The organism is Brevundimonas sp., assembly GCF_051858995.1.
In the GTDB taxonomy this organism is placed as follows: domain Bacteria; phylum Pseudomonadota; class Alphaproteobacteria; order Caulobacterales; family Caulobacteraceae; genus Brevundimonas.
The window spans coordinates 96,497-122,436 of the sequence record NZ_JBHYGN010000010.1 but is presented as its reverse complement, the minus strand read 5'-3'; the positions used below and the strand labels follow the sequence as shown (position 1 = coordinate 122,436).

Below are 25,940 nucleotides of genomic sequence, written 5' to 3'. Positions count from 1 at the left end.
GGTCAAGCCGATGTTATTTTATATCACCGCGTTCCGGGGCGGGCGTCTGCCCCGGGAACCGCGCGTCTTTGCCCCCGAACCAGGCCTCGCGCAGCCCGTGGCGCGGCATGTCCGCGCCCAGCAGGGCCAGCTGCCCGACCCAGGCCTCCGACACCTTCTCCACCGTCTCCGAAACCCAGCCCGGCGCCTGCTGGTGCGACCAGTTCAGCGGCGAGACGGCGTTGAAGACCAGCAGGAACAGACCCGCGATCACCAGCGTCTGGGTGGTCCAGCGCTGATCCCGCGCGGCCACGCCCTCATCGTCGATGGGCGGTCCCGGCGGGAAGGCGAACCGGCCCAGCGAGACCAGCGGATTGACCCGCTCCACCACCGGCTCGGGCGCCGTCGGCAGGTCATGCGCATCCGCCGACTGGATCCAGTCGCTGGGCGGATCGCGCGGCGGCAGGCTTTCGTACAGCGGCGGAAACGGCGACTCCGCCCCCTGCGTCGGGAAGGGGTCCAGCCGGAACCCGCCCTGCCCTGTCTTGTCCCTGTCGTCGGTCATCGCGGCTCCAACGCCTCAGAACTGGAAATAGATGAAGGGCGCCACGCCCTCGGGCCGCACGGCCTCGACCAGCAGGATGGCGATACCCACCAGAATACCGAGCGTGATCGACGGCGCCGTCTTCAGCCGCTCGGCCGCGCCCTCCACCGCGCGCGGCGGCAGCCAGTGCATGGCCAGCCCGCCGATGATCAGCACCAGCAGCAGCGGCGTCAACATGGTCACCGGCCCGATCCGTCCCAGCCCCGCCAGCATCTCCATGGCCAGCCCGAAGGTCTCGGCCCGGAACAGGATCCAGCCCAGGCAGACGATGTGGAAGGTGATCAGCACCCCCAGCACCGTCGGCATCACCTTGCGGTCCCCGAACACCGACCGGCCCAGCCGCTCGACCACCTGCACGCCCCCATGCAGCGCGCCCCAGGCCAGGAAGGTCCAGGCCGCCCCGTGCCACAGCCCGCCCAGCACCATGGTGATGAAGACGTTCAGGCACGACCGGATCAGCCCCTTCCGCCCTCCGCCCAGCGGCACATACAGATAGTCGCGCAGCCAGCTGGACAGGCTGATATGCCACCGCCGCCAGAAGCTCTGCATCGAACTGGCCCGGTACGGCTGGTCGAAATTGCGCGGGAAGGAATAGCCCAGCAGGGCCGCGATCCCGATCGCCATGTCCGAATAGGCCGAGAAGTCGCAGTAGATCTGCACCGCATAGCCGTAGACCGCCGCCGCGATGTCCACGGCCGAATGCGCCGACGGATCGAAGAACACCGGATCGACCAGGTTCACCGACAGCTCGGAGGCGACCACCGTCTTCTTGAACAGCCCCCAGCAGATCAGCAGCAGGCCGTGCGTCGCCATCTCGCGCGTCAGTCGCGGCGCCCGCTCGAACTGGGGCAGCAGGTCCGACGCCCGCACGATGGGCCCGGCCACCAGATGCGGGAAGAAGCTCATCAACAGCATGACATCCAGCAGGCTCTTGGCCGGCGGCGTCTTCCCGCGATGCACGTCCACGACATAGCTGATGCCCTGGAAGGTGAAGAAGCTGATCCCGACCGGCAGCACGATCTGCAGCAGCGGCAGGTCCCGCTCCCAGCCGAACTGGGCCAGCAGGTCCCCCGCCTGTTCGACGAAGAAGCCGTAGTATTTGAAGAAGCCGAGGATCAGCAGATTGGCCGCCACGCCCAAGCCCACCAGCCAGCCGCGCTTCGCGTCGGCGCCCTCCCGCTCCATCTTGCGCGCGATCAGGGCCGCTATGGCCCAATTCAGCACCGCCGACAGGATCAGCAGGCCGACGAACCGCCAATCCCACTGGGCGTAGAAGAACCAGCTGGCCAGCAGCAGGAACAGCTTTCGCCGCCCGTTCTCGCGATCCAGCGACCAGGTGGTGAAATAGACGAACAGGAAGAAGACGCCGAAGGCGAGCGTGGGGAACAGCACTAGTCCACGCCCCCCTGCCCAAGAGACTGTTCCGCCTTCCAGCGGTCATAGGCGCCCGTCAGGTCGCCCGACAGGATGCCGCCGATCCAGTCGGCCCCCGCGCTCGTGAAATGGACCCGGTCGCCGCGCATCAGGGGCTCGGCCCTCAGCGCCAGACGATCCGCCGAACAGTCTCCCCCCATTCGTCCGTGCCAGTCCCAGAACGCAACGCCCAGATCGGCGGCGACCCGGCGCTGCACATCCCGGACCACCGCCAGCTTCGGTGGCGGCGCCCGCATCCCGTCCGCGCTGCAGCCTCCGGTCGCCCCGCCACGCAGCGCATCCGGCGCCCCCAGCAGCATCAGCGCCGCCCCCGGCGCCAGCCGTCGCAGCCGCGCGATCTGCCCGCGCAGCAGCGCCTCATAGGCCGCGCCGTCCAGCGCGTCGTCAAAGCCGTCATTGGTGCCAAAGGCGATCACCACCAGATCGGGTGACGCCGCCGCCAGTTCCGCCGCCACCGTCGCCTCGTCCCGCGCCGCCAGATCGCGCATCGAGGCGCCGACCCGTCCCAGATTGGACACCGTCACGCCCCGCGCCGCGCCGTCCAGCCGCACGGAATCGATCACCGCCCCCTCGCCCAAGGCCGTCAGCCGCACCGACCGCATCGCCCCGGGGAAGCGCAGCTCGCGACAGACCTCGTCCGCCCCGTCGCCCAGATCCAGTTCGCGGCCCACGCCGCCGGCCTCGACCACGACCCCGCGCCGGTCCGCGCCGGAGCGTCCGCAGACCCCGACCGCCGTCGCCTCGCCGCCCGGCTCCAGCTCAAAGCCCATCACCGCATCGCGCGTGCCGATCGCGCGTACGCCCGCCAGCCCCGTGCGCGGCGTCGGCGCGCCCGCCGGCGGCTGCAACGGCGCGGTCTCCATCACCCAGCCGCGCTGGGCCACCGTCGCCTGATAGGGCGCATAGCCGTCATAGGGCACGCCCGGCGGCATCACGCCGCGTCCCCCCCGCCCGAACCGACGCTGCAGATCGACCCTCAGCTTGCCCGTGATCCGGTCGCCCGCCGTGTGGCTGTCGCCAAGCTGCAGGATGTGGACGGGCCGGTCCCGCGTCCCCGCCTCCGTCTCGGCCAGCGCGGCGAACACGGCCGCCAGCGCCTCGGGCTGGCACAGCCCGCCCGGGCAGACGCCGAGACCCGGCTCCAGCGGCGGGGTCGCCACATAGGCCGTCTGGGCCGCGACAGGCGTGGCCAACAGCGAAAAGGCGATCAGCGCCCCCCGCGCCGCTCTCACGATCAGGCCGCGGGTTCGGCGGTCAGGCCCGCATCGCGCTTTAGCCGTTCGGCCACCGGCGCGCTCATGCGCAGATAGCCGGCCATCGACATGTGGATGCCGTCGTTCGCCCGCATCAGCGTCCGCCGCCCCGCGTCGTTCGGCAGATAGGCCTCATAGCCGCCCTCGGCGTTCGAGGTCAGGGCTGTCGTCTCGATATAGGGCACGCCCAGCGCCCGCATCCGCTCGGACACCACGCCATTGATCAGGGCCATCCGCCCGTCGAAGGTCTCGCGTTTCATGCGCGGCAGGCCGACCCAGTAGACCGCCACGTCGCGACTGCGCAGTAGGGTCACCAGATCGGTCACCCGCTTCGCATAGGCGGCCTTCCAGCCCTCGGTGCCGAAGGCGTGGACCGTCCCGTCCAGCTCGATCCCCTGGGCGTCATTGGTGCCGAACAGGACCACCGCCACATCCACCGGCTGCTCGTCCAGCTGGCCGCGCGTCTTGGCCTGGATGTCCACATAGTCGTAGCGGCTCAGCCCGGTCGACACCTGCGAGAACTTGCTCACGCTCACGTTCGGCTGGTCGTGCAGATCGCGATACAGCCCGGCGTACAGCCCGTCCGCCATCGAATCCCCGAACACCCCGATCCGCAGTTGCCCCTTGGCCAGACGCTCGCCCAGCGGCGTCACGGCGATGTTGGCAGCCACCGGCGCGACAGGCGCAACAACCGGCGCGGCTTCCGCCTCGGCGGACGGCGGCGCGGACGCCGCGGCCTGTCCGCCCAGCAGCAGGGTCGGACGGCGCATCCACTCCCGCCCGTCCGGCGTCAGCGCCAGACCGGCGATGACCCCGACCACGAAGGTCGCCGTCAATGCGTTGATGCCCGCCTTCACTCGCCGCCCCCGGAACTGCGTACAGCCTGCCTTTTACCCTATCAGCGGTCCCCCGCCATCCAACGCCCGCCTCAGGCGAAGAAAAAGGTTAATGCGTGGCCCGAAAGTCAGGGCGAAATCAGCCCCACTTCCCCTCCGCCCAGCGCGCCGCGAAATATCCCGCTACCGCACACGTCCCGGTCAGCACCGTCCCCCAGGCCAGATCGATCAGCGTCAGCTTCATCGACCAGTTGTTCAGCGTCGCCTGATTGGTCAGGTCATAGGTGGCGTAGCAGACGAACCCCAGCACGGCGCCGTTGATCAGCGCCCGCGTCCAGTTCCCCTCCTTCAGCGCCGGGGCGATGGCCAGGAACACCGTCGCCCCGATGGAGATCAGATAAAAGGCCACCGCCGCCTTCATGTCCGGCTTGGCCGCCAGGATCGGCCCCAGCACCGGCTTGTACAGCCGATCCGTCATGGTCGTCAGCCAGACCGCGTCGATCGCCGCGAACGTCAGCCCAGCGCCCAGATAGGCGAACAGATATTTGATCATGGCCGCGTCTCCCTTTCGGGGAGAGATACGTCGCGGGGCGGCGGTTGGATGCGCACGCGTTCCTTCTTCCGTCATCCCGGGGCTTCGCGCGGCGAAGAACCCGGGACCCAGGCGACGCCACAACGGCGGCAACCCAAACCGTCAAACGCTCTACCCTATCGTCGTCATCCTCGGGCTTGACCCGAGGATGACGGTATGAGGTGGAGCGCCTTGGGATGACGACAGCAGCGGGCTACGTCGGCCTCAGCCGATAATGGCTGACCGCCCAGGTGTTCCCGCCGTCGTTCCCGAACAGGCCCGCCGTCGCCATGAAGAACCGCCGCCAGCGCCGCCGCCACAGCGCGGCGTCCGCGCCATAGGTCTCGCGCATCAACTCCATCACCCGTCCCGGCTGGGCGTCCATGTTCTTCAGCCAGTCATCGGCGGTCCGCTGGTAGTTGGTCCCGTTCCAGGTCCATTCCTGCTCCACCTCGAACAGGTCGGGGAACTGCCGCATCAGCCCCCGGCTGGGCATAACACCGCCGGTGAAGAAATGCTGGGCGATGAAGTCGCCGCTGTCGGTGTGGTCAAAGCGATAGGGCGCATCGTGGTGGGTGAAGATGTGCACGAACATCCGCCCGTCCGCCTTCAGCCAGCCCTTCGCCCGCGTCAGCAGGGCGCGCCAGTTGGCCATATGCTCGAACATCTCCACCGAGACGATCCGGTCGAACAGGGCGTCGGTCTGGAAGTCGTTCATGTCACAGGTGATGACCGTCAGATTGCTCAGCCCCCGCGCCTTCGCCTGCGCCTCGATATGGCCGCGCTGGCCATGGCTGTTCGACACCGCCGTGATCCGGCTGTTCGGATAGTGCTCTGCCATCCACAGGCTCAGCGAGCCCCAGCCGCAGCCCAGCTCCAGCACCGCCTGCCCGTCCGCCAATTGCGCGTTGGCGCAGGTCGCCGACAGCGCCAGCGCCTCGGCCTGATCCAGCGTCATGTCCGGCGCCCCATACAGGCAGCAGGAGTATTTCAGCCGCCCGCCCAGACAGATGCGGAAGAACTCGGGCGGCAGTTCATAGTGCTGCTCATTGGCCGCCTGGGTGTGTTCGGCGATGGCCCGCGCCGCCATGTCCCGCGCGAACGCCGCTTCATCATGCGGCCCCTCCCGATCCAGCCGCCGGCGCGCGTCCGTCACCAGACTGTCGATGGCCCGTCGCGTGACGAAATCCGGAAACGGCGCGTCCTGCAGACGACGAATGGCGGCGGTGGCGATGCTCATGGTCTGCATACGCGCCACACCCCGCATCGGATGCGCCTGCCCCTCCTTGCTTTCGTCATCCTCCGGCAAGCCGCACAGCGGCGCAGACCGGGGGACCCAGCGGCGCGCGTGAGCGCGAAACTGTCGGGAGCACCGTTGCCTGAGTTTCGACCTTCAGGGTTTCGCCGCCGTCGCGACGCCGCGGGGTCCCCCGGTCTCCCCTCGCTTTCGCGAGGGTCGCCGGAGGATGACGAAAGGAGTGGGGGTCGTACGTCCAATATTGACGCATCCGCCTGCTATCTTGAGCTCTACAGCCTCACGCCAACTGATAGACCATCACCCGGATAATATTCCGACCACGCAGAACCCCGATCCGCCCCAAACCCCCGCCGCCACTGAATTCCAGCCCGAAAGGCCTCACAGACGCGATAGACGCCATAGACGGTATAGACGGTGTATTTTGACAGTCTCCGACCTCTCCGCCGCCTCACACCGATTACAATCTTCACACCCGGTTTTCGCCGATCACCCCGAAGGCCGATCCGCCACACTTGCCCCGCCCCGTCCCGCGCGTTACGGACGACCCAAGGTCGCCGATATTCATCAGGCGATGAAAACATGAGGAAGCGATGCGGAAGATCTTTCCCGACGTAGCGTCCGCGCTCGAGGGCCTGACGTTCGACGGCATGACCGTCATGTCCGGCGGTTTCGGCCTGTGCGGCATTCCCGAGAAGCTGATCGCGGGCCTGCGCGACTCGGGCGTGAAGGGGATCACCGTCATCTCCAACAACGCGGGCGTCGACGGCTTCGGCCTGGGCCAGCTGCTGGAAACCAAGCAGATCGCCAAGATGATCTCGTCCTATGTCGGCGAGAACAAGGAGTTCGAGCGCCAGTATCTGGCCGGTGAGCTCCAGCTCGAGTTCAACCCGCAGGGCACCCTGGCCGAGCGCATCCGCGCCGGCGGCGCGGGCATCCCCGCCTTCTTCACCGCCACCGGCGTCGGCACCCTGGTCGCCGAGGGCAAGGAAGTCCGCAACTTCAACGGCCGCGACTACGTCATGGAAACCGGCCTCGTCGCCGATCTGGCGATCGTCAAGGCGTGGAAGGCCGACGAGCGCGGCAACCTCGTCTTCCGCAAGACGGCCCGCAACTTCAATCCGATGATGGCCACGGCGGGCAAGACCACCGTCGTCGAGGTCGAGGAGATCGTCCCCACCGGCTCGCTCGACCCCGACCACATCCACACCCCGGGCATTTACGTCGACCGCATCGTCCAGACCGTGTCCGAGAAGCGCATCGAACAGCGCACCGTCCGTAGCCGGGAGACCGCATAATGGCTCGTACTCGCGAACAACTCGCCGAACGCGCCGCCAAGGAGCTGCAGGACGGCTTCTATGTGAACCTCGGCATCGGCATCCCGACGCTGGTCGCCAACTACATCCCCGAGGGGATGGAGGTGACGCTGCAGTCCGAGAACGGCATGCTCGGCATGGGCCCCTTCCCCTATGACGATGAAGTCGATCCCGACCTCATCAACGCGGGCAAGCAGACCATCACCGCCATCCCCGAGAGCAGCTACTTCAGCTCCTCGGACAGCTTCGCCATGATCCGCGGCGGCCACATCAACCTGTCCATCCTCGGGGCCATGGAAGTGGCCGAGAACGGCGACATCGCCAACTGGATGATTCCGGGCAAGCTGGTGAAGGGCATGGGCGGCGCCATGGACCTGGTCGCCGGCGTCAAGCGCGTGGTCGTGGTCATGGATCACGCCAACAAGCACGGCCAGTCCAAGGTGCTGAAGTCCTGCACCCTGCCGCTGACCGGCACGGGCGTGGTCAGCCGCATCATCACCGACCTGTGCGTCTTCGACGTCAAGCCGAACGGCGCCGGCCTTGAGCTGATCGAACTGGCCGACGGCGTCACCCTTGACGAGGTCGCGTCCAGGACCGAGGCGACCTACACCGTTGCCGACAGCCTGAAGGCGTAGTTAACCTTCCACCCAATGGGCCGCAGAGCCTGTTGGGTGGGAACATCGACATGGCTGACGGGGCTTATCGCTGGCAGGGGAATGCCCCCGCGCCGGACGCCGCACAGGTTGAGGCGATCCACGATGCCTACCAGAGCGATCAGGCCCACGCCTTCGCCGAGCCCGCCCGCGCCGCTGCTGTCGAGAAGATCGAGCGCGCCCTGGCCCTCGCCCGCACCGGCGACCTGACCGAGGCCCACGCCCAGCTGACCCACGCCCGCTCGGTGCTCGAGAGCCTCCGTCCCGAGGCGCTGGAGCCCCGCCGGGGCCTGGCCGGTCTGTTCGACAGCCGCAAGCGCCGCCTCAAGGCCTTCCGCGCCGCCTACGCCCGCGCCGCCGCCTCCGTCGATGACGTGGCTCGCCACCTGACCGGCTGGGTCGAGGGCGTCGCCCGTCGTACCGGCGGACTGGACACGGTCTGGACCGAGGTCCGCGACGCCGTGGTCGATCTGGACGCCCACCTCGCCGCCGCCGCCCGCCGCCTGACCGGCCATGAGGGCGAGGCCCCGCACCCGCTCGCGGACCGCAAGGCCGCGCTCGACGCCTGCCGCGCCGCCGCCCTGGCCAGCCTGCCGCTGGTTCGCGGCGCCCAGACCACCGACGCCCGCTTCGCCGACGCCATGCAGACCTGCGCCGAGGGCGCCGCCGCTTGGCGCGACGACTGGAAGGATGCGCTTGGCCTGTCCGGCCGCAAGCCGAAGAAGGTTCGCCCCGACGGCGAGCGCCTGCTACGCCTCCGCGACGACCTGCTGGCCCGCATCGACCGCGCCCTCAAGGAGCTCGCCGCCTCCCGCGCCCGCCGCGCCGACGTCGAGGGCCGACTGGCGGCCCTGCGCCACGGGCTCTAGTTCGCCAGCGTCGTCGGCATCGCGCGGGCGTTCTGGTCGGTCCAGGCGACGATCTGGCCGTGGATGTCCCGGGTCGCTTCGTCGAAGGCGCTGACGATGGAGCCGACGCGGTTCTCGCTCGCCCGCTGCTCGACCGTGAAGACCCGCTCGGCGGTCACCGACCGCTCTTGGGCATTCAGCAGCCGCACCCGGGCGATGATGGTCACCACCGGCGCCGAGCCGGGCGAGCTGTAGCGCGCCTCGAAGGTCCGCACGTCGATGTCCAGCGCCTGCCCGGCCCGCGTCAGCTCGCGCGGCCCGACCAGCCGCACCCGCGTGGCCTGCGCCGCAAAGGCGCTCTCCAGCGCGTCGCTGAACAGAATGTCGGCCGAGCTGACCCAGCGCGCGCCCTTGATGTAGGCCGCCTCGGTGCCAGTGACGCCCAGGATGCGATCCTCGCGAACAGCCTGGGCGAACTCGGGCCGCCGCATCGCCACCTGCACGGTCGAGGCCGGGCTCTCCCGCTCGCTGACGCCCGACGGCAGATTGCCGAACCGGTACAGTTGCACCGGGTCCGGCGAGGACAGCAGGGAGCAGCCGCCCAACACGGCGACGGCGGCGACAGCGGCGGCGGCCTTCAGGATGCGGATCACGGCTGGACCTCCATTTCACGCGACGACGGACGACCGATGAACTCGCGCGGGCTGGCCCGCACGTCGTCGATCAGCGACTGCAGCGACCGCGTCGCCTCGTCCAGCTGCTGGATCGACTGCTGCAACTGCGGCAGGCCGGTGGTGGCGAAGTCCCCCAGCGGTCGTTCGAGGCTGGTCGCCGACCGGTTGATCGAGGCCACGGCCTCGCGGGCCTCCTCGGCGGCCTTGTTGACGTTGGCCACGGCGGCGGCGCCGTCGCCCTCGACCACCCGTCGGGTGCTGATGGCCAGCTGCTCATACTCGCCCACCGCGGCGTTGGCGCGGGTCAGAGCCTGCTCCAGCTGCTCCAGCATGCCCTTGCGGGCTTCCAGCTCCGCGGTCACCGCCTCGATGTTCTTCAGGCTGGCCGAGAAGCTGCGGACATTGTCATCGGACAGCACGCGGTTGATCCGGTTCAGGGCGTCCACCGTCTGGGCCAGCACCGTGCCCGAGCCCGACAGCAGTTCCGCGATGGGCGACGGCTGGCTCTGGATCACCGGGGTGACATTGTCCGGATACTGGGTCTTCAGGATCGCGCTGCTCGGATTGCCGGCGGTGATCTGGATGTAGTTCAGCCCGGTGATGCCCTGCGGCTCCAACTGGGCGCGGCTGGTCACCCGCACCGGGGTGGTGGCGTCGATGCGGATGCGGGCGATGACCTGATCCCCCTTGTTCGGGTCCAGGTTGAGGTCCGTCACCTCGCCGACGCGGATGCCGTTGAAATGCACCTCCCCGCCCTCGGACAGGCCGCGCACCGGTCCGTAGAAGACGATGTCATAGACATCGTACTCGCTGTTGAACTGCAGGCGGGCCAGCCAGATCGTGAACACGGCCAGCGCCGCCAGAAGGGCGACGGTGGCGATGCCGACGGCGGCGTAGTGGGCGTCTCTTTCCATTCTCCGGCTCTCCTCAAGCCGCCTTGTGGACCGCGCGACCGCGCGGCCCCAGGAAGTATTCCCTGATCCAGGGATGCTCGGACTTCTCGAGTTCCTGCACGGGGGCCTTGGCCACCACATGCTTGTCGGCCAGCACGGCCACCTTGTCGGTGATGGCGTACAGGCTGTCGAGATCGTGGGTGATCATGAACACCGTCAGGCCCAGATCGTCGGACAGCTGGCGGATCAGGTCGTCGAAGGCGGCGGCGCCGATGGGGTCCAGCCCCGCCGTCGGCTCATCGAGGAACAGCAGTTCCGGGTCCAGCGCCAGCGCCCGGGCCAAGCCGACCCGCTTGCGCATCCCGCCCGACAGTTCGGCGGGCTTCAGGTGGTGCGCCTCCGGCCCCAGCCCGACCATGGCGATCTTCATCTCGGCCAGTTCGCGGATCACCTCACGCGACAGCCTGGTGTGCTCCACCAGCGGCGAGGCGACGTTGTCGATCACGCTCAGCGACGAGAACAGGGCGCCCTGCTGGAACAGGATGCCGGTGCGGCGCTCGATGTCCGCCTCCTGCGCCTTGGTCATGGTCGCCCGGTCATGACCCAGCACGCTGATCGTGCCGCCCTCGGGCTCCTTCAGGCCGATGATGGTGTTCAACAGCACCGTCTTGCCGGTGCCGGACCCGCCCACGACGCCCAGCACCTCGCCGCGCTCGACATCCAGGTTCAGGTCCTGGTGGATGACCCGCTCGCCGAACTGGCTCAGCAGGCCGCGCACCTCGATCAGGGTCTCGGGCGCCTTGTCGAAGGTCGGGATGTTCGGAGCCGTCACAGGTTCAGCTCCAGGAAGATCAGGGCGAAGACGGCGTCCAGCGAAATGATGGCGAAGATCGCCTGCACCACCGCCGCCGTCACCCGGCGCCCCAGGCTCTCGACGTCCCCGGCCACGGCCATGCCCTGACGGCAGCCTATGGCGGCGATGACGATGGCGAACACCGGCGCCTTGATCATCCCGACCATCAGGTGGGTGCCCATCATCGGGTCTTCGCTGATGCGCTGGATGAAGAAGTTCGGCCCGTAGCTGAGCTGGCTCCAGGTCACCAGCAGACCGCCGAACAGGCCCGCGATCATGCCGATGAAGGTCAGGATCGGCATCATCACGATCATCGAGGCCAGTCGCGGAATGACCAGCGCCTGGAAGGGGTTCACCCCCATCACCTGCATGGCGTCGACTTCCTGGTTCATCCGCATCGAGCCGATCTCGGCGGCGAAGGACGAGGCCGAACGGCCCGCCAGCAGGATGGCCGTGATCAGCACCGCCAGTTCGCGCAGGGTCGCCACCGCGACCAATTGCACCGTGAACACCCCGGCCCCGAACTGGGTCAGCAGATTGGCGCCGAGGAAGGCGATGACGGCGCCGATGAAGAAATTGGTCACCGCCACGATCGGAATGGCGTCCAGCCCGGCGCGCTCGCCCTGGCTGAACCAGGCGGGCCAGCGGATCTTGTCCCAGTGTTTGGCGGTCGAACCGGTGGCCGTCACCAGCCGCCCGAGGAAGGCCATCGACAGCGTCGTCTCGGCCAGGATGTCGTGCATGCCCCGCCCGACCTTGGCGAAGCCCCGGATCCAGCCGGGCGAGCGTTTGGGCGGGCCGGCGCTTTCGCGCTCCAGCTTCTCGACCATGGCATAGGTGCGCCCGGCCTCGGGACGCTGGGTCCAGGCGGACGAAGGCAACTGGCAGTGTCCAGCCTGCACGATGGCCAAGGCGCCGGCCGTGTCGAACCGACCCAGATCGCTCAGATCCACCGCCGTGATCTCACGTCCATGCAGGCCTTCGTCCAGCCGACGCGAAATCCGACCGAGCTCGGTCGCGGTCCAGTCGCCCGTCAGGCGCAGGGTCAGCCCCTGCCCGCCTTCATCGATCTGGAAATCCGCTGCGGCCATGCCCCTACCTAAATCGCCCCGTCCCGGTTGCCTATGACTGCTCTACGGCAAAGCTCAGGCCCATATCAGAACGCAGCCATACCGTATTCGTTCAGCCACGCTTTCAGGCATTTACGCTTCAAAGCAAACGATGGACCGCTTTCAGGTCGGCCACAAAGCGCTCACGTTCCGTTTCCGCCGCCTCCCGATCCGGGATGCGCAGCAGATAGGACGGGTGCACCGTCAGCAGGGCGGTCGCGTCCGGGAGGGCCAGAGGCTGGCCCCGTTCCTGTGTCACCGCCACCTTGCGACCGAGCACGCCCAGCGCCGCCGTCGAGCCCAGCGTCAGGATCACCTTCGGCTTCACCAACGCCCGCTCGGCGTTCAGCCACCAGCGGCAGGCGCTGATTTCGCTGGCGGCCGGGGTGCGGTGGATGCGGCGCTTGCCGCGCGGCTCATGCTTGAAATGCTTGACCGCATTGGTGACGAAGACGTCGTCGCGGTCGATGCCCGTCTCGCTCAGGGCCGCGTCCAGCACCTGCCCCGCCGGGCCGACGAAGGGCTGTCCGGCGAGGTCCTCCTGATCCCCCGGCTGCTCGCCGACAATCATAAGCTTCGCCGCCTTGGGCCCTTGCCCGCACACGCCCTGGGTCGCGTCGCGCCACAGGGGGCAGCGACGACAGGCCTGCACCGCATGGCCCAGTTCCTCCAGGCTGGACGGAACGAAGCCCTCCTCGAACGCATGGTCCCGCCCCATCCGCGACAGGGTCTTGGCCAGCCTGGGATTGGGCTCCGGCGCCGGAGCGGCGACCATTGCTGCCGCTCGCCCATTCGCCGCCGCCACCAGTTCCGGGATCAGCGCCGCCTCCGGCAGATTGGCCCAGTACCGCTTGGGCATCTCGCCCTGCATGGTCTTCGTCTTCAGCCGCGCCGGATTGAAGGTCGAGGCGTAATAGGTCTTCCAGAAGTCCTCGATCTCGTCCTCGGCGGGGGCCATGTCGCGCGTGGCGGCCGGGCCGAAGGTCAGCCGCTCCGTATCCCAGAAGGCCGAGCCGTCCGGCGTCAGGATCGACCACCGCATGGTCGAGAACCGCCGCGCGAAGAAGGGCGCGGTCTTTTCCACAACCCGATGCGCCGGTTCGAACCAGCTGATCCAGTGCTCTTCCCCCTCCGCCTCGGCGAGACGAAAGCGGACAAAGGCCTTCATCTTGTGGCTGGCCCGGTTGACGTTCTTCGCCCGCTCCATCGCGTCGGCGACATCGCGGTCGCTGACCACCCGCATCAGGTCCGGCTCGCGCTCCAGGCGCCACAGCAGCCGGTACAGCAGATCGAACCGGTCGGCGGACCGGTGCAGGATCACGTTCTCAGCCAGCTCCACGAAGGCGCGAGGAACAGGAAACTGGGGCCCCGCCTCCCCAACCGGCGCCACGTCGTCAAACAGCCCGCCCTCGCCCGCGCCGACCCGGAAGCTCGCCGCCTCCGGCCTCACCCCCGCCGCCCGGAACCGCCGCGCCGCCTGACGCCAGCCGTCGAAGTCCGTCTCGTTCGCCAGCGTCGCGACCTGCATCAGAACAGGCTCATCTGCATCGGCTTCGGGTCCGGCGCGATGCGGGCACGCAGGTCTGCCGCATCGGTCAGTCCGCCGGGCGTCCAGTCCAGCGTCGTGATGAAGGGCCGCACCTTGTCGATGCCCCGGCACAGCCGCGCCACATCCTCCAGCCTCAGGGTCCGGTAGCGCCGCACGGAAATCATCCGGTCCACCGACTTCACCCCCAGCCCCGGCACCCGCAGCAGCATCTCGCGCGGGGCGGTGTTCACATCGACGGGGAACTGCTCACGCCGGTTCAGCGCCCAGGCCAGCTTGGGATCGATGGCCAGGTCCAGCATCCCGTCCTTGGCCGCCTCGCCGATCTCGCGCGGCGCGAAGCCGTAGAACCGCATCAGCCAGTCGGCCTGGTACAGGCGATGCTCGCGCATCAGCGGGGGCTTGGACAGCGGCAGGCTGGACGACGCATCCGGGATCGGGCTGAAGGCCGAATAATAGACCCGGCGCAGGCCATAGCCGCCGTACAGCGACGCCGACCGGTCGATGATCTCGGTGTCCGGCGCCCCGTCCGCCCCGACGATCAGCTGGGTCGACTGGCCCGCCGGCGCGAATTTCGGCGGCTTGATGCGGTCGCGCTTCTCGGGCTTGGCGGCCTCGACGCCCAGCCGCACCTGCCCCATCGCCTTCTTGATGACGCCGACGTCCTTCTGCGGCGCCAGCCGCTGCAGGGCCTCGTCGCGGGGCAGTTCGATATTGGCCGACAGCCGGTCCGCATACAGCCCGGCCTCCTCGACCAGTTTCGGATCGGCCTCGGGGATCAGCTTCAGATGGATGTAGCCGCGGAAGTCGTGCTCCTCGCGCAGCTTCTTCGCCACCAGGACCAGTTGCTCCATCGTATAGTCGCCGGACCGGATGATGCCCGACGAGAGGAACAGCCCCTCGATATAGTTCCGGCGGTAGAAGTTCAGCGTCAGGTCCACGACCTCCTGAACGTTGAACCGCGCCCGGGGCACGTTCGAGCTCGCCCGGTTGATGCAGTAGGCGCAGTCGTAGATGCAGAAATTGGTCAGCAGGATCTTGAGCAGTGACACGCACCGCCCGTCCGGCGTGTAGGCGTGACAGATGCCCATGCCCTCGGTCGAGCCGACGCCCTTGCCGCCCATGGAGTCGCGCTTCGTCGTCCCGGACGAGGCGCAACTGGCGTCGTATTTGGCCGCGTCGGCGAGGACGGACAGCTTCTGTCGGAGATCGAGTTGCGCCATTTGTTCCCACTATGTTCCATAGCGAGAACGCCTGTCCAGCGTGGCCGTTGCGGAATTTCTTCCGTCAGGTCAGGAAGTTGAGCAACGACACCTGTCTGAGCTGACTGATCACCTGGGCCGAGGCCTGAATGGCGATCTGGGACAGCTGCAGGTCGGTCACCGCCTTGGCCATGTCGGCGTCGGTCCGGTTCGAGACCAGTTCGTCCAGCGACTTCAGCTGGGCCTCGTGGCTCTTGGAGACGCTCTCGACCTGGTTGGCCAGCGAGCCGGTGGTGGCGGTCTTGTCGATCACCGCCTGCCCGGCCTTCTCCAGCCGCGACAGCTGGGTGGTCAGGAAGGTCTTCTGGGCCTCCGTCATCTTGCCGGTCAGCGGTCCGTTCGGCCCGGTGTGATAGTTCTGGATATCCCGCAGGATCTCCATCGTATCGTTGCCGACCTCATTGGCCAGGAAGCCGGTCTCCAGCGTCGTGCCCTCGGCCACGCGGCTGGCGGTCTTGAGGGTGTCGTTGTGGAAGATCGAGGGCACGCTCGGCGCGGCGGCAAGCTCGGACAGGTTGGCCACGTCGATCGGCGCGGTGTTCACCTGCGCCCCGGCGAACAGGTATCCGCCCTGGTGCCGCATGTTCAGCCCGCCGCGGATGGCCTGGAACTGGCCCTCCATCTCCAGCATCAACGAGCCGGCCGAGTCCGAGGCCAGCGCATTGCCGATGGACGCGCGCAGGGCCTCGACCCCGTCGCCGATCTGGGTCAGCGCCAGATCCTGCGTCGTCAGCCGCGCCGACACCGCCTCGGAGGTGTCGAGGAAGCCCTGGATGCGGCTCTGCGAGCCCTTCAGCGCTGTCAGCGTCTCGGACTGCCGCCCGAAGCCGGTCAGGTCGGTGGCGTTCTTCTGGGTCGACACCCGTTCCTGCGCCTCGGCGGCGCGGGCCTGGGCGGTCATCAGGTCCAGCAGGGCGGACTGATAGTTTGCGAAGGTCGCGATACGGGTCATCAGGTCATCCCCAGCAGGGTGTCATACATGTCCTTGGCCGCCTGGATCAGCCGCGCCGACGCATTGAAGGCCTGCTGATAGGTGGTCATCAGCACCAGCTCCTCATCCAGGTTCACGCCTTCGTGCGACTGCTGCCGCGCGGTCGCCTCGGTGTACAGGGAGGCCGAGCTGTCCTTGCGGTTCTTAGCCGCCGTCGCCTTGCCGCCGATGTCGCCGGCCAGTTCCGAGGCGTAGCGGGACACCGAGATGGTCCCGCCGCTGGAATCGCCCGCGGGCTGGAAATTCGCCGTCCGCTCGCCCGCGTCGGCCAAGGCCAGGGCCCCGCGACCGTCGCCGGTGCTCAGCGCCGCCGTCCCCGCCGCCGCCGACAGGTTCAGTTGCGCCAGCGCCAGCTTCGACGGAGCCTGACGGATGTCCGTGCGCAGCGAGAAGCCGTCGCCGCGCGACGCCCGCACCCCGGTCCCGATGCCGAACAGCTCGGTCACCGAAATGCCCGAGGGAATCTGCGTCGTGCGGTCGGCCAGCACGCTCATCACCGGCGGCGGACTGCCGTTGGCGTTGAAGGTCAGCGCCCCGTTGGCGCCCAAGGTGAAGGTCCCGTAGCGGCCCACGCCCGTCGCCGAGTCGTTCAGCGCCGCCAGCAGATCCCCGACCGTGCCGCCCGGCGGAACCTCCACCTCGATGTCGCGGATCTTCGCCCCGGTCATCCCGGTGAAGCGGAAGGTCATCTTCTCGCCGGCGGTAAAGCCGTGCGGCGACGCGGCGGTCAGCCCGATGTCGTACAGGGCCGGGCGATCCGTCGAGACCAGATCGTTCAGACCGAAATAGTGCGAGAAGCCGCGCCCGGCCTTGTTCGAGGGCGCGGCCGCGTCATCGGCGATGGCCACGCCGTTGCCGCCGCTCGCCGAGATGGACAGTTGACCGTCGCTGAAGGTCGCCGTCGCCGCGCCGCCCAGCTGGGCGTTCAGCGTGGCCAGGAAGGTGGTCGGGTCCGCCGCCACCCCGTTCACCGTCATCGTCGCGCCGCTGAACACGATATCGGCCCGGGTCTGGATCACGCCCGCGCTGTTGGTGACGGCGATGGTCGTGCGGCCGGTGAAGCCCGCGATGGCGCTTTCCATCGACTGGCCGACATTGCGACCGGTCAGCTTGCTCGGCGCCGGAACCGACGAGTTGGCGTTGTGCGCGCGGTTCAGCTCATCGGCGACATGGGTGATCAGCTCGGCCAGACGCGCCGCGGCGGCGGGCGCCTCGATATCGCGCAGCTCGACCAGTCCCTTGATCTCGCCCGAGTTCACGCTTTCCAGCAGCGGGCGTTTGATGCCGCCCGGCTCGGTGATCCAGATTTCGTTGAACGCGGCCTCGCTCGTTACCGTGCCGGTGCGGGTATAGCTCAGCGTCGCCGCGCCCTCGCCCGCCAGCAGGCTGCCGTTGCCGGTGCGGATCGAGACCCCGCCCACCGACCGCCCGGTCACCCGGATATCCATCAGCTCGGCCAGCTGGCTGATCAGGGCCGACTGCGCCGTCTCGGCGCCCGAAGCGTCGCCGTTGACCACGGTCGCGCGCGCGATCTCCTTGTTCAGCCCCTCGATCTGCTGAAGCAGGGTGTTGGCCTTCTCGACCGCGCTCTGGATGCGCCCGTCGGCGTCCTCGCGCACGGCCTGGATCTGGGTCGAGATGCGGGTGGCCTCGTCGAACAGGGCCTGGGTCTTGAACAGGGCGTCCTGCCGCCGGGGCGAGGAGGTCGGGTCCTCGGCGCTGGCCGAGAAGGCGGCGAACACGCCGTCGACCTGGGCGAAGAAGCCCGCCGTGCCGCCCGGGTCGCCGAACAGCGACTGGATGCGGTCATACAATTCATAACGCACGCCCTGCCGCGCCGACTCCGCACCCGCGTTCAAGCTGGCCGCCTGCAGGAAGCGGTCGGTGGCCAGACGGATGCGCGTGACCTCGACGCCGGTGCCGACACCCGCGCTGACCAGGGTGCTCTGGTCGGCGATCTTGCGCACGTATCCGGGCGTGTTGATGTTGGCGACGTTGTCCGACACCACGCGCAGCTGGGTCTGCGCCGCGATCAGGCCCGAGTTGGCCGTGTTCAGGATGGTCGTCAGCGACATGCGCCAGCCTCCATGCCACGGGCGCCCGGCAAGCCCTGCCATCCGCCACGCGCTTTTTGCCCGGCGGCGACAGCATGCCGCCCGGCCAAGTCACTGAAATCTATCAACATCGCATTTTGCGCCTGTGTCATGACCAGCAAGGGGCGCAAAGGACGGGCCAGTTCGACCCGGCCTGTTTGACCGGGCGCGATCACCGGGCGCCTACCGGGCGGATGGCGCCGGGCAAGAAACGTCGGCACGCGGCAAGTTTCGACCTGACAGCACCGCAGGCCGCCTCCGGGCGCTTACACCAAAACCCAGCAATATCAGCCTTCTGCAGGGAAAATCGCGAGTGGCCCGCGACTTGCGCCGGAGGGTCCGAATGTTCGGCGCAGCAGGCGCCCTCGCTACCCCCGCCTCGGCGATTTTCGCCTGGACCCCATGTCGACCGCTTCCGCCCTGCTCTCGATGATCGCGCCCGCCGCCCCGGCGACCCCGCAAGGGTCGTCGACGGTTGACGCGTCCGCGTTCGAGGGTCTGCTGGCGTCGATGATGGGCGGCGAGATGACGGCGGACGGCGACGACGCCGAAGCCGCTCCCTCTATTGAAAAGACCGACGCGACCGACGCCGCCACGGCCGCCGCCGTCGTTCCGGCCCAGACTCTTCCGCCCGCGCCGCAACCGATCCTGCTGATCGGCGACCTGGACCTGAGCGTCGAAGCGGCGCCGGTCGAGACCGCCGACACCGCCCTGCCGGTCGTCGAAACGCCTTCCGCTGAAGCCCCGACCGGCGAAACGCCGACCGCTCCGGTCGTGTTCGCCCCGGTTCAACCCGCCCCGCCGCCGGTCGCCGAGGCGGCGCCCGTGGACGCTCCGGTCGAGGCCGCGCCGCTCCCGGTCGCGCAACCCGCGGCCAAGCCCGCCCCCGTCGCCACGACGCCGCGTCCGGTGGACAAGGCCCCGACCGGCAAGACCGCCGACGCCGAGCCTCTGGTCCGCCCTGCCATCAAGACCCCCGTGACCGACGCGCCCGAGGTTCTGCCGGTCGCCCCGCCCACCGAAGCCAAGGCTGAGGTCGAGGCTCCGGAAGTTCTGCCGCCCGCGCCGGTCGAAGGCCGCCTCACCGCTGAAGGTCGCCCGGCTGTCGAGACCGCTGACCGTCTGGTCGTGGACATGGCGCAGACCCGTCTGGCCGACACCGCCATGGTCGAGGTCGCTCGTCCCCTGACGGCGACCACCGACGTCGCCCCGGCTGAAACGTTCGCCCCGGCTCCCGCCCCCACGCTGGCCAAGGCCGCCGCGCCCGAGGTCCTGCCGCCCGCTCCCGCCGTCATGGAAGAGGCCGCCGCCCGGCCGCCGGTGCAGCCCGCTGTCCCCGCCGAGGTCGAGCAGGCCGTCGCCGCCGCGATGAAGCCGCTCGAGGCGCCGGGCAAGGGCGAGACGCCCGAACTGACCAGATACGTCGCCCCGCCGGTCCCCGAGGCGGAGCGCAGGACGGAAGAAGCGCGCCCGCAGGCCGAGACCCCGTCGCTGCGCGGCCTTGCCGAACGCGCCGCCCGCTCGACCGAGACCAACGCCGCCGTCGACACCGCCGCTCCGGCGACCTACGCCACGACCGCGACCACCGCCGCCCCGGCTTCGACCGCGAGCGCCGCAAGCGCTTCGCCCTCGATGGCTGAAGCCTCGGCGCCGCGTCCGGAAATGGCCGCCGCCGCCGATACGGTCGTCGAGGCCGCCGACACCACCAGCGACGCGCCGGTCGAGGCTCCGGCGCCGGAAGCCGCCCCCTCGGCCCAGACCGCCAGCGCGACCCGCGAGGCCCTGCCGCCGACCCTGTCGCGCGCCTCGGTGGAAGCCACCGCCCAGATCGCCGCCCAGATCATCAAGCGTCTGGAAGGCCGGTCCACCCGCTTTGAAATGTCCCTGACGCCCGATGAGCTGGGCCGCATCGACGTCAAGCTGGACATCGACGCCGAGGGTCGCCTGGCCGCCCGTCTGGCCTTCGACAATCCCGCCGCCGCCGCCGACCTGCGCGGCCGCGCCGACGAACTGCGCCGCCAGCTGGAGCAACAGGGCTTCCACGTCGCGGACGACGCTTTTGAATTCACCCAGCGCGACAGCGGCTCCAGCGCCTTCGACCGGGGTCAGGGCAGCCAGAACCAGGAGCGCGGCCAGTCGCGCGCCTTCGCCGCCGCCTCTCGCCTGAACGCCGAAGCCGACACCGCAGCCCAACCCCCCCGCTGGCAGGCGCTGTCCCTCACGCCCACGGGCGTGGATATGAAGGTCTGATCAATGGTTGACGCCGTCTCCACCGCCAACGCCGCGGGCCGGATCAACTCCGGTGGCGCAACCCTGGCCTCGAACTTCGAGACCTTCCTCAGCCTGCTCACCGCGCAGCTGAAGAACCAGGACCCGCTGTCGCCGGTCGACTCCAACCAGTTCACCGCCCAGCTGACCCAGATGGCCGGCGTCGAGCAGCAGCTGCTGACCAACGACCTGCTGACCAGCCTGCTCGCGGCCCAGAACTCGGGCGGCCTGGCGGGCGCGTCCAACTATATCGGCAAGGAAGCCACCGCCGCCTGGAGCGCCACCAAGTTCACCGACGGCAAGGCGAACTGGAGCTACGAACTGGCGGGCAACGCCGCCACCGCCAAGCTGCAGGTGCTGGACAGCAACGGCCGCGTGGTCTGGGAAGGCGACGCGCCGAACAAGACGACCGGCGTCCACGAATTCACCTGGGATGGAAAGACCACCTCCGGCGCCAACGCCACGGAAGGCTCTGTCTACAGCCTGAAGGTCGTGGCCAAGGACACCGCCAACCAGGCCGTCGACTCCCAGGTCCTGACCCGCGGTCGCGTCACCGGCGTCGAGATGTACGACGGCCAGCCCTACCTGACGGTCGGCAACTCCATCCTGCCGCTGTCGACGGTGATCGCTCTGGAAGAAACCCGGACGACGACCACGCCGCCCACTACCACCCCCGACACTTCCGGCGACGACGCGGAGGAGCAGAGCCTGATGGCCTCGCTCGCGTCGACGCTCAATCCCCTCAAACTGTTTTCCTAAGGAGCTTCCGACATGAGCATCAACAGCGCCATGCAAGCCGGCGTCGCCGGTCTGAGCGCCAACTCCGCCGCCCTCGCCGCGATCTCGCAGAACATCGCGAACGTGAACACCGTCGGCTACAAGCGCGTCGCGGGCGAGTTCTCGACCGTGATGAACAGCCAGACGCGCGGCTCGGGCTACGCCGCCGGCGGCGTCGCCACCACCGCCCGCCACTTCATCAGCCAGGAAGGCCAGCTGACCCGCACGGTCTCCTCGACCGACCTGGGCGTCAGCGGCCAGGGCTTCTTCGTCGTCACCGAAAAGGCCGACAACCTGACCGCCACGGACTCGCGCCTGTTCACCCGCGCGGGCGCCTTCACCAAGGACAACCAGGGCTACCTGCGCAACACCGCCGGTCTCTACCTGCAGGGCTGGCCGGTCGACTCGGACGGCAATATCCAGACCGACCCGTCCGACCTGACCCGTCTGCGCTCGATCAACATCGGCACCGTCGGCGGCACCGCCGAGCCGACCACCCGCGTTCAGCTGAACGCCAACCTGTGGGACAGCCAGCCCGTCTCGCCCTACGTCGCCCCGGTCGCCAAGAACGACATCAACGACAGCGCCACCCCGGTGGTCCAGCACGACTACCGCGTCCAGTACGAGCCGACCGGCGTGGCCAATCAGTGGAACGTGACGATCCGCGAGGGCAGCAACCCCGCCATCACCGGCACCGTGACCTATGACGCAGCGGGCAACCTGACCGCCAGCACCCTCCCGGGCGGTTCGCTGACCACCTTGCAGATCGGCGCCGGTCCGCCCGCCGTGACCGTGCCGCTGTCCGGCCTGGGTCTGACCACCTCGGCCGACGCCAAGGCCCGCTACGACCCGGCGACCAACGCCATGGCCATGTGGGATCCGGACGCGACGCCGCCGAAGGGCGTCAAGCCGGACTTCGAGCTGACCATCCCGGTCTCGGACTCCAAGGGCGGCCAGCGCACCGTCGCGATCTCGTTCCTGAAGAGCGACACCCCGAACGAATGGTACGCCGAAATCCGCGCCGTCCCCGCTTCGGACGTCGAGACCGGAACCGGCCTGACCAACGGTCAGCTGCGCACCGGTCGCCTGGCCTTCACCCAGGACGGGCGTCTGGACATCGCCAAGATGCAGACCTGGCCGGCCGGCACGGGCCTGTTCGATGATCCGACGAACGCCACCATCAGCTTCGGCGCCTCCGACGGCGCCGCTCCGGGCGCCGGTGAAGCCAAATGGGCCACCGGCCTGGGCATCGACAACCAGGTCATCACCTTTGACCTGAACACCTCCGCGGGCGGTCTCAGCCAGCTGAACACCCCTTCGGTCGTGCTGTCGACGATCACCAACGGCACCGCCTTCGGTAACCTGAGTGAGATCAAGATCGACGAGAAGGGCTTCGTCACCGCCATCTTCGACAATGGCGTGATGCGCAAGATCGCCCAGGTCGCCCTGGCCACCTTCCCGTCGCCGGACAACCTGACCGAGGTCAGCGGCAACGCCTACCGCGTCAGCCAGGGCTCGGGCACCTTCAACCTCAAGACGGCCGGCACCGGCGGTTCGGGCTTCATCCGTTCGGGACAGCTCGAGGCCTCGGCGGTCGACCTGTCGGAAGAGTTCACCGGCCTGATCACCACCCAGCGCGCCTACTCCGCCTCGTCCAAGATCATCACCACCGCGGACGAAATGCTCGCCGAGCTGATCAATATCAAACGCTGATATTCAGGTAACTGACGGTTAGTCTCAATGAAGACTTCGTTGAATACAGGGGGCGTGGTCGGAGGGAATTTTATCGTTTCCTTCACCACGACGCTTAAACGGCCCTTAGCGGCCCAGCGCTACCTTGCACGCTCAATGGTGGTGGTGAATGAGGCATAAGCCCATGTTGCAAGAGCGACGCCTGAATACCTCGGGTGAACAATACGTGGTCGGTCCGACCGGCACGCCGCTGACGCTGCGTGACCTGCCGCCGGCCAATACGGATCGCTGGGTGATCCGTCGCAAGGCCGAGGTGGTCGCCGCTGTCCGCGGGGGTCTGATCAGCCTGGAAGACGCGCTGGCCCGGTATCGCCTGACGGCGGAAGAGTTCATCGCCTGGCAGAAGGCGATCGACAAATGGGGGATGCAGGGTCTGCGGACCACGCGGATCCAGCACTACCGCGGTTAAGAGTTACTCCCCGCGTAACGCCTGCAGCGGCCGCCCCGGAAACGGAGCGGCCGTTGTCGTTTCAGGTCGCCGTGTTAATCTCCCGGTATGACCATGGTCTCCGTCGAGCTCGATGACCGCATGGAAGCCTTCGTGGACGAGAAGGTCCGCTCCGGCGCGTTCCGAGATCGCTCTGAAGTACTGGCCCAAGCCCTTAACGCCATGGAGCGCCGGGACAGACTGGCCCAGCCTTTCGAGGACGCCCTTCAGGAAGGTTTGGATGACGTTGCCGCCGGTCACGTCATGGAGGTCGACGACATCCCGGCGTGGATTGACGGCCTCGGCCGTGACTGACCCTTGGCGACGCTTCGGCTCACCACCCGCGCCCAACGCGACATCAACGCCATCCTGAGGCGCAGTACCCAAGTCTTCGGTGAAGATGCGGCTGATCGTTACCGCACCTTGCTGATCCGGGCGCTTCAGGACATCCGCGCCGATCCCTTTCGGCGTGGCGTTCGTCTGGTCCACACCCGCAAACAGATCATGCTTCTGTACGCCCTCAGGAGTGTTCAGATGCCGGTCGCACCCGTGCGCCGTCCCCGACATTTCCTCGCCTTCCAGCACAAGGACGGCGTGGTCACCGTGTTGCGCGTACTGCACGAACGCATGGATATGCGGGCTCATCTGGACTGACGCCTCGAAATCGCGCGCATCACGCACTAAATGGCCGCCCATGACTTTCGCCGAGGACATCTGCCCCGTTCCGAACATCGCCCCCATGGCCTCTCCGCAGGACATGGACGCGGCGATCGAGAGCGCGCGCAAGGCGGTCGGCCTGCCGGTCGGCTCGCGCGTTGTCGCGGCCATGTCCGGCGGCGTGGACTCCACCGTCGTCGCCGGCCTGCTGCACAAGGCGGGCTATGACGTCGTCGGCGTGACGCTCCAGCTCTACGACCACGGCGCGGCGCTGAAGAAGAAGGGCGCCTGCTGCGCCGGTCAGGACATCCACGACGCCCGCCTGGCCGCCGAGACCATCGGCATCCCGCACTACGTCCTCGACTACGAAAGCCGTTTCCGCGACGCCGTCATCGACCAGTTCGCTGACTCCTATCTGAAGGGCCAGACGCCGGTCCCCTGCATCCGCTGCAATCAGACGGTCAAGTTCCGCGACCTGCTCGACGTCGCCCGCGACCTGGGCGCCCAGGCCATGGCCACGGGCCACTACGTCCGCCGCGCGGTCGTTAACGGCCGCGCCCAGATGCGCAAGGCCATCGACCACTCGCGCGACCAGTCCTACTTCCTGTTCGCCACCACGCCGGAGCAGCTGGATTACCTGCGATTCCCTTTGGCCGATCTTGAGAAGCCGCAGGTTCGCGGCGTGGCGCTGGAGCTCGGCCTGCGCATCGCGGCAAAGCCGGACAGCCAGGACATCTGCTTCGTGCCGTCGGGCGACTATCGCTCGCTGATTGACAAGCTGCGCCCCGAAGGCCGCGAAGCCGGCGAGATCGTCCACATGGACGGCCGCACCCTCGGCATGCACGCGGGCATCACCGACTACACCATCGGCCAGCGCCGGGGCCTGAACGTTGCCGTCGGCGAGCCCCTGTTCGTCACCAAGCTGGATCCGGTGAAGCGCCACGTCATCGTCGGCCCGCGCGAGGCCCTGCTGACCGCCTCCCTGACGCTGGACGAGACCAACTGGCTGGGTGACCAGCCCTCCATCGAAGCGGCCGCCCTCGAAGGCGCGCCGGTGCTGGCCCGTGTCCGCTCGACCCGCGCCCCCTCCCCGGCCCGTCTGGCGATGCAGGACGGCGTCGTCTCGGTCGTCTTCGACACGGGCGAGGAAGGCGTCGCCCCCGGTCAGGCCTGCGCCCTCTACGATCCCGTCGACGACGAGCGCCTGCTGGGCGGCGGCTTCATCACCGCGACCACCGCTGTTGTCTGATCCCTCCCCTGACGCGCTGGCGCTCGCCACCCGGCACGGCCTGCCGGTCGAGATGCTGTATCTGCGCGAGGACTACCCCCGCGACCGCTGGAGCGAGGCGGGCCTCGACCAGACCGCCGCCTTCTGGCTGCAGATGCACGGCTCCTTCCGGGGGCATCAGGCCCACATGGACGGGCTGGTCAGCCAGTGGCGCGCGGGTGGCGACATCCGCGCCCTGCACCGCCAGTTGATCCCGGCGCTGCAGTCCTTCCTCCAGCATCTGGACGGCCACCACCGCATCGAGAGCGGCCAGTACTTCCCCATGATGCGCAAGATCGAGCCCAGGATCGAACACGGCATCGACCTGCTGGATCGGGACCATGACGTCATCCACGCCCAGCTGGAAACCCTGTTCCAGTCGGGCCTCGCCTTCCATCAGGCGGTGTCGTCCAACGCCCTCGACGCCGCCGACAGAGCCGCCCGGCTGGGAGATGCGCTGGATGCGGGCGCCCCGCTGCTGCTGCGCCATCTGGAGGATGAGGAGGACATCGTCATCCCCCTGATCCACCTGCGCGGCCTGCCGCATTGATCGAAAATCGGGGCTGGCGCTCCGGCGAAGGTTCGGATATCAGCGCCCTCCCGAAATCGAGACGACCCATGT

The 25,940-nt window shown here is 68.5% G+C and carries 24 protein-coding genes; 9 read left to right on the top strand and 15 right to left on the bottom strand.

Annotated features, from left to right (window positions below; genetic code table 11):
- Nucleotides 1–13 precede the first annotated feature (13 nt).
- The 6 genes from ACTIEF_RS11685 to ACTIEF_RS11660 all read right to left on the bottom strand — a co-directional run bounded on the left by ACTIEF_RS11685 (nucleotide 14) and on the right by ACTIEF_RS11660 (nucleotide 5,917).
- The gene (locus ACTIEF_RS11685; RefSeq protein ID WP_439472316.1) at nucleotides 14–544 is read right to left on the bottom strand and encodes a hypothetical protein; all 531 of its coding nucleotides are present in this window, start codon (nucleotides 542–544) and stop codon (nucleotides 14–16) included.
- A 15-nt stretch (nucleotides 545–559) separates the two neighbouring features.
- Entirely contained in the window at nucleotides 560–1,975 is a 1,416-nt protein-coding gene (locus ACTIEF_RS11680) for an MBOAT family O-acyltransferase (RefSeq protein ID WP_439472315.1), read from the bottom strand.
- On the bottom strand, nucleotides 1,975–3,210 hold the full coding sequence (locus tag ACTIEF_RS11675; protein WP_439472314.1) for a GDSL-type esterase/lipase family protein: 1,236 nt from the start codon (nucleotides 3,208–3,210) through the stop codon (nucleotides 1,975–1,977). Before ACTIEF_RS11675 ends, ACTIEF_RS11680 begins: the two co-directional genes overlap by 1 nt.
- 41 nt (nucleotides 3,211–3,251) lie before the next feature.
- Nucleotides 3,252–4,127 carry an SGNH/GDSL hydrolase family protein gene (locus ACTIEF_RS11670; RefSeq protein WP_439472313.1) on the bottom strand — a complete coding sequence of 292 codons (876 nt, stop codon included), beginning with the start codon at nucleotides 4,125–4,127 and terminating at the stop codon, nucleotides 3,252–3,254.
- Nucleotides 4,128–4,245: 118 nt separating this feature from the next.
- Nucleotides 4,246–4,659: a DUF2177 family protein gene (locus tag ACTIEF_RS11665; protein ID WP_439472312.1), complete on the bottom strand. Its 414-nt coding sequence runs from the start codon at nucleotides 4,657–4,659 to the stop codon at nucleotides 4,246–4,248.
- A 232-nt stretch (nucleotides 4,660–4,891) separates the two neighbouring features.
- Nucleotides 4,892–5,917, bottom strand: coding sequence for an SAM-dependent methyltransferase (locus ACTIEF_RS11660; RefSeq protein WP_439472311.1), 1,026 nt, complete (start codon nucleotides 5,915–5,917; stop codon nucleotides 4,892–4,894).
- Between the two features lie 608 nt (nucleotides 5,918–6,525).
- Here ACTIEF_RS11660 and ACTIEF_RS11655 point away from each other — a divergent pair.
- The 3 genes from ACTIEF_RS11655 to ACTIEF_RS11645 are packed head-to-tail and all read left to right on the top strand — an operon-like array spanning nucleotide 6,526 to nucleotide 8,770.
- Entirely contained in the window at nucleotides 6,526–7,230 is a 705-nt protein-coding gene (locus ACTIEF_RS11655) for a CoA transferase subunit A (RefSeq protein WP_439472310.1), read from the top strand.
- Nucleotides 7,230–7,883, top strand: a complete 654-nt coding sequence (locus ACTIEF_RS11650; RefSeq protein WP_439472309.1) for a 3-oxoacid CoA-transferase subunit B — start codon at nucleotides 7,230–7,232, stop codon at nucleotides 7,881–7,883. Before ACTIEF_RS11655 ends, ACTIEF_RS11650 begins: the two co-directional genes overlap by 1 nt.
- A 50-nt stretch (nucleotides 7,884–7,933) precedes the next feature.
- Nucleotides 7,934–8,770, top strand: a complete 837-nt coding sequence (locus tag ACTIEF_RS11645; protein WP_439472308.1) for a toxic anion resistance protein — start codon at nucleotides 7,934–7,936, stop codon at nucleotides 8,768–8,770.
- Here the strand turns inward: ACTIEF_RS11645 and ACTIEF_RS11640 are convergent.
- The 8 genes from ACTIEF_RS11640 to flgK all read right to left on the bottom strand — a co-directional run bounded on the left by ACTIEF_RS11640 (nucleotide 8,767) and on the right by flgK (nucleotide 18,152).
- Nucleotides 8,767–9,402, bottom strand: a complete 636-nt coding sequence (locus tag ACTIEF_RS11640; RefSeq protein ID WP_439472307.1) for an ABC-type transport auxiliary lipoprotein family protein — start codon at nucleotides 9,400–9,402, stop codon at nucleotides 8,767–8,769. The genes ACTIEF_RS11645 and ACTIEF_RS11640 overlap by 4 nt on opposite strands.
- On the bottom strand, nucleotides 9,399–10,337 hold the full coding sequence (locus tag ACTIEF_RS11635) for an MlaD family protein (protein ID WP_439472306.1): 939 nt from the start codon (nucleotides 10,335–10,337) through the stop codon (nucleotides 9,399–9,401). The genes ACTIEF_RS11640 and ACTIEF_RS11635 overlap by 4 nt, the downstream gene beginning before the upstream one ends.
- Before the next feature lie 13 nt (nucleotides 10,338–10,350).
- Nucleotides 10,351–11,148, bottom strand: coding sequence for an ABC transporter ATP-binding protein (locus tag ACTIEF_RS11630; protein WP_439472305.1), 798 nt, complete (start codon nucleotides 11,146–11,148; stop codon nucleotides 10,351–10,353).
- Complete coding sequence (locus ACTIEF_RS11625; RefSeq protein ID WP_439472304.1) at nucleotides 11,145–12,260, bottom strand: MlaE family lipid ABC transporter permease subunit; 1,116 nt, start codon at nucleotides 12,258–12,260, stop codon at nucleotides 11,145–11,147. The genes ACTIEF_RS11630 and ACTIEF_RS11625 overlap by 4 nt, the downstream gene beginning before the upstream one ends.
- Before the next feature lie 118 nt (nucleotides 12,261–12,378).
- Nucleotides 12,379–13,806 carry a UdgX family uracil-DNA binding protein gene (locus ACTIEF_RS11620; protein WP_439472303.1) on the bottom strand — a complete coding sequence of 476 codons (1,428 nt, stop codon included), beginning with the start codon at nucleotides 13,804–13,806 and terminating at the stop codon, nucleotides 12,379–12,381.
- A complete protein-coding gene (locus tag ACTIEF_RS11615; protein ID WP_439472302.1) occupies nucleotides 13,806–15,047 on the bottom strand; it encodes a putative DNA modification/repair radical SAM protein in 1,242 nt (413 codons plus the stop codon). The genes ACTIEF_RS11620 and ACTIEF_RS11615 overlap by 1 nt, the downstream gene beginning before the upstream one ends.
- 64 nt (nucleotides 15,048–15,111) lie before the next feature.
- On the bottom strand, nucleotides 15,112–16,038 hold the full coding sequence (locus ACTIEF_RS11610) for a flagellin (protein ID WP_439472301.1): 927 nt from the start codon (nucleotides 16,036–16,038) through the stop codon (nucleotides 15,112–15,114).
- Entirely contained in the window at nucleotides 16,038–18,152 is a 2,115-nt protein-coding gene (flgK, locus tag ACTIEF_RS11605; protein ID WP_439472300.1) for a flagellar hook-associated protein FlgK, read from the bottom strand. The genes ACTIEF_RS11610 and flgK overlap by 1 nt, the downstream gene beginning before the upstream one ends.
- A gap of 420 nt (nucleotides 18,153–18,572) precedes the next feature.
- Between flgK and ACTIEF_RS11600 the strand changes: the two genes are divergently transcribed.
- From ACTIEF_RS11600 to sciP, 4 genes are all read left to right on the top strand, one after another.
- Nucleotides 18,573–20,420 (top strand): flagellar hook-length control protein FliK, encoded by a 1,848-nt coding sequence (locus ACTIEF_RS11600; RefSeq protein ID WP_439472299.1) that lies wholly within the window; start codon nucleotides 18,573–18,575, stop codon nucleotides 20,418–20,420.
- A gap of 3 nt (nucleotides 20,421–20,423) precedes the next feature.
- The gene (locus ACTIEF_RS11595; protein WP_439472298.1) at nucleotides 20,424–21,197 is read left to right on the top strand and encodes a flagellar hook assembly protein FlgD; all 774 of its coding nucleotides are present in this window, start codon (nucleotides 20,424–20,426) and stop codon (nucleotides 21,195–21,197) included.
- 12 nt (nucleotides 21,198–21,209) lie between these two features.
- The gene (flgE, locus tag ACTIEF_RS11590; protein WP_439472297.1) at nucleotides 21,210–22,928 is read left to right on the top strand and encodes a flagellar hook protein FlgE; all 1,719 of its coding nucleotides are present in this window, start codon (nucleotides 21,210–21,212) and stop codon (nucleotides 22,926–22,928) included.
- A 163-nt stretch (nucleotides 22,929–23,091) separates the two neighbouring features.
- On the top strand, nucleotides 23,092–23,376 hold the full coding sequence (sciP, locus tag ACTIEF_RS11585) for a CtrA inhibitor SciP (protein ID WP_376861317.1): 285 nt from the start codon (nucleotides 23,092–23,094) through the stop codon (nucleotides 23,374–23,376).
- Nucleotides 23,377–23,379: 3 nt separating this feature from the next.
- Here sciP and ACTIEF_RS11580 read toward each other — a convergent pair whose 3' ends face one another.
- Nucleotides 23,380–24,108 (bottom strand): hypothetical protein, encoded by a 729-nt coding sequence (locus ACTIEF_RS11580; RefSeq protein ID WP_439472296.1) that lies wholly within the window; start codon nucleotides 24,106–24,108, stop codon nucleotides 23,380–23,382.
- On the opposite strand from ACTIEF_RS11580, the gene mnmA reads away from it, so the two are divergent.
- Both mnmA and ACTIEF_RS11570 read left to right on the top strand, forming a co-directional pair.
- Complete coding sequence (gene mnmA, locus ACTIEF_RS11575; protein WP_439472295.1) at nucleotides 24,089–25,300, top strand: tRNA 2-thiouridine(34) synthase MnmA; 1,212 nt, start codon at nucleotides 24,089–24,091, stop codon at nucleotides 25,298–25,300. The genes ACTIEF_RS11580 and mnmA overlap by 20 nt on opposite strands.
- A complete protein-coding gene (locus ACTIEF_RS11570) occupies nucleotides 25,293–25,868 on the top strand; it encodes a hemerythrin domain-containing protein (protein WP_439472294.1) in 576 nt (191 codons plus the stop codon). The genes mnmA and ACTIEF_RS11570 overlap by 8 nt, the downstream gene beginning before the upstream one ends.
- Nucleotides 25,869–25,940 lie beyond the last annotated feature (72 nt).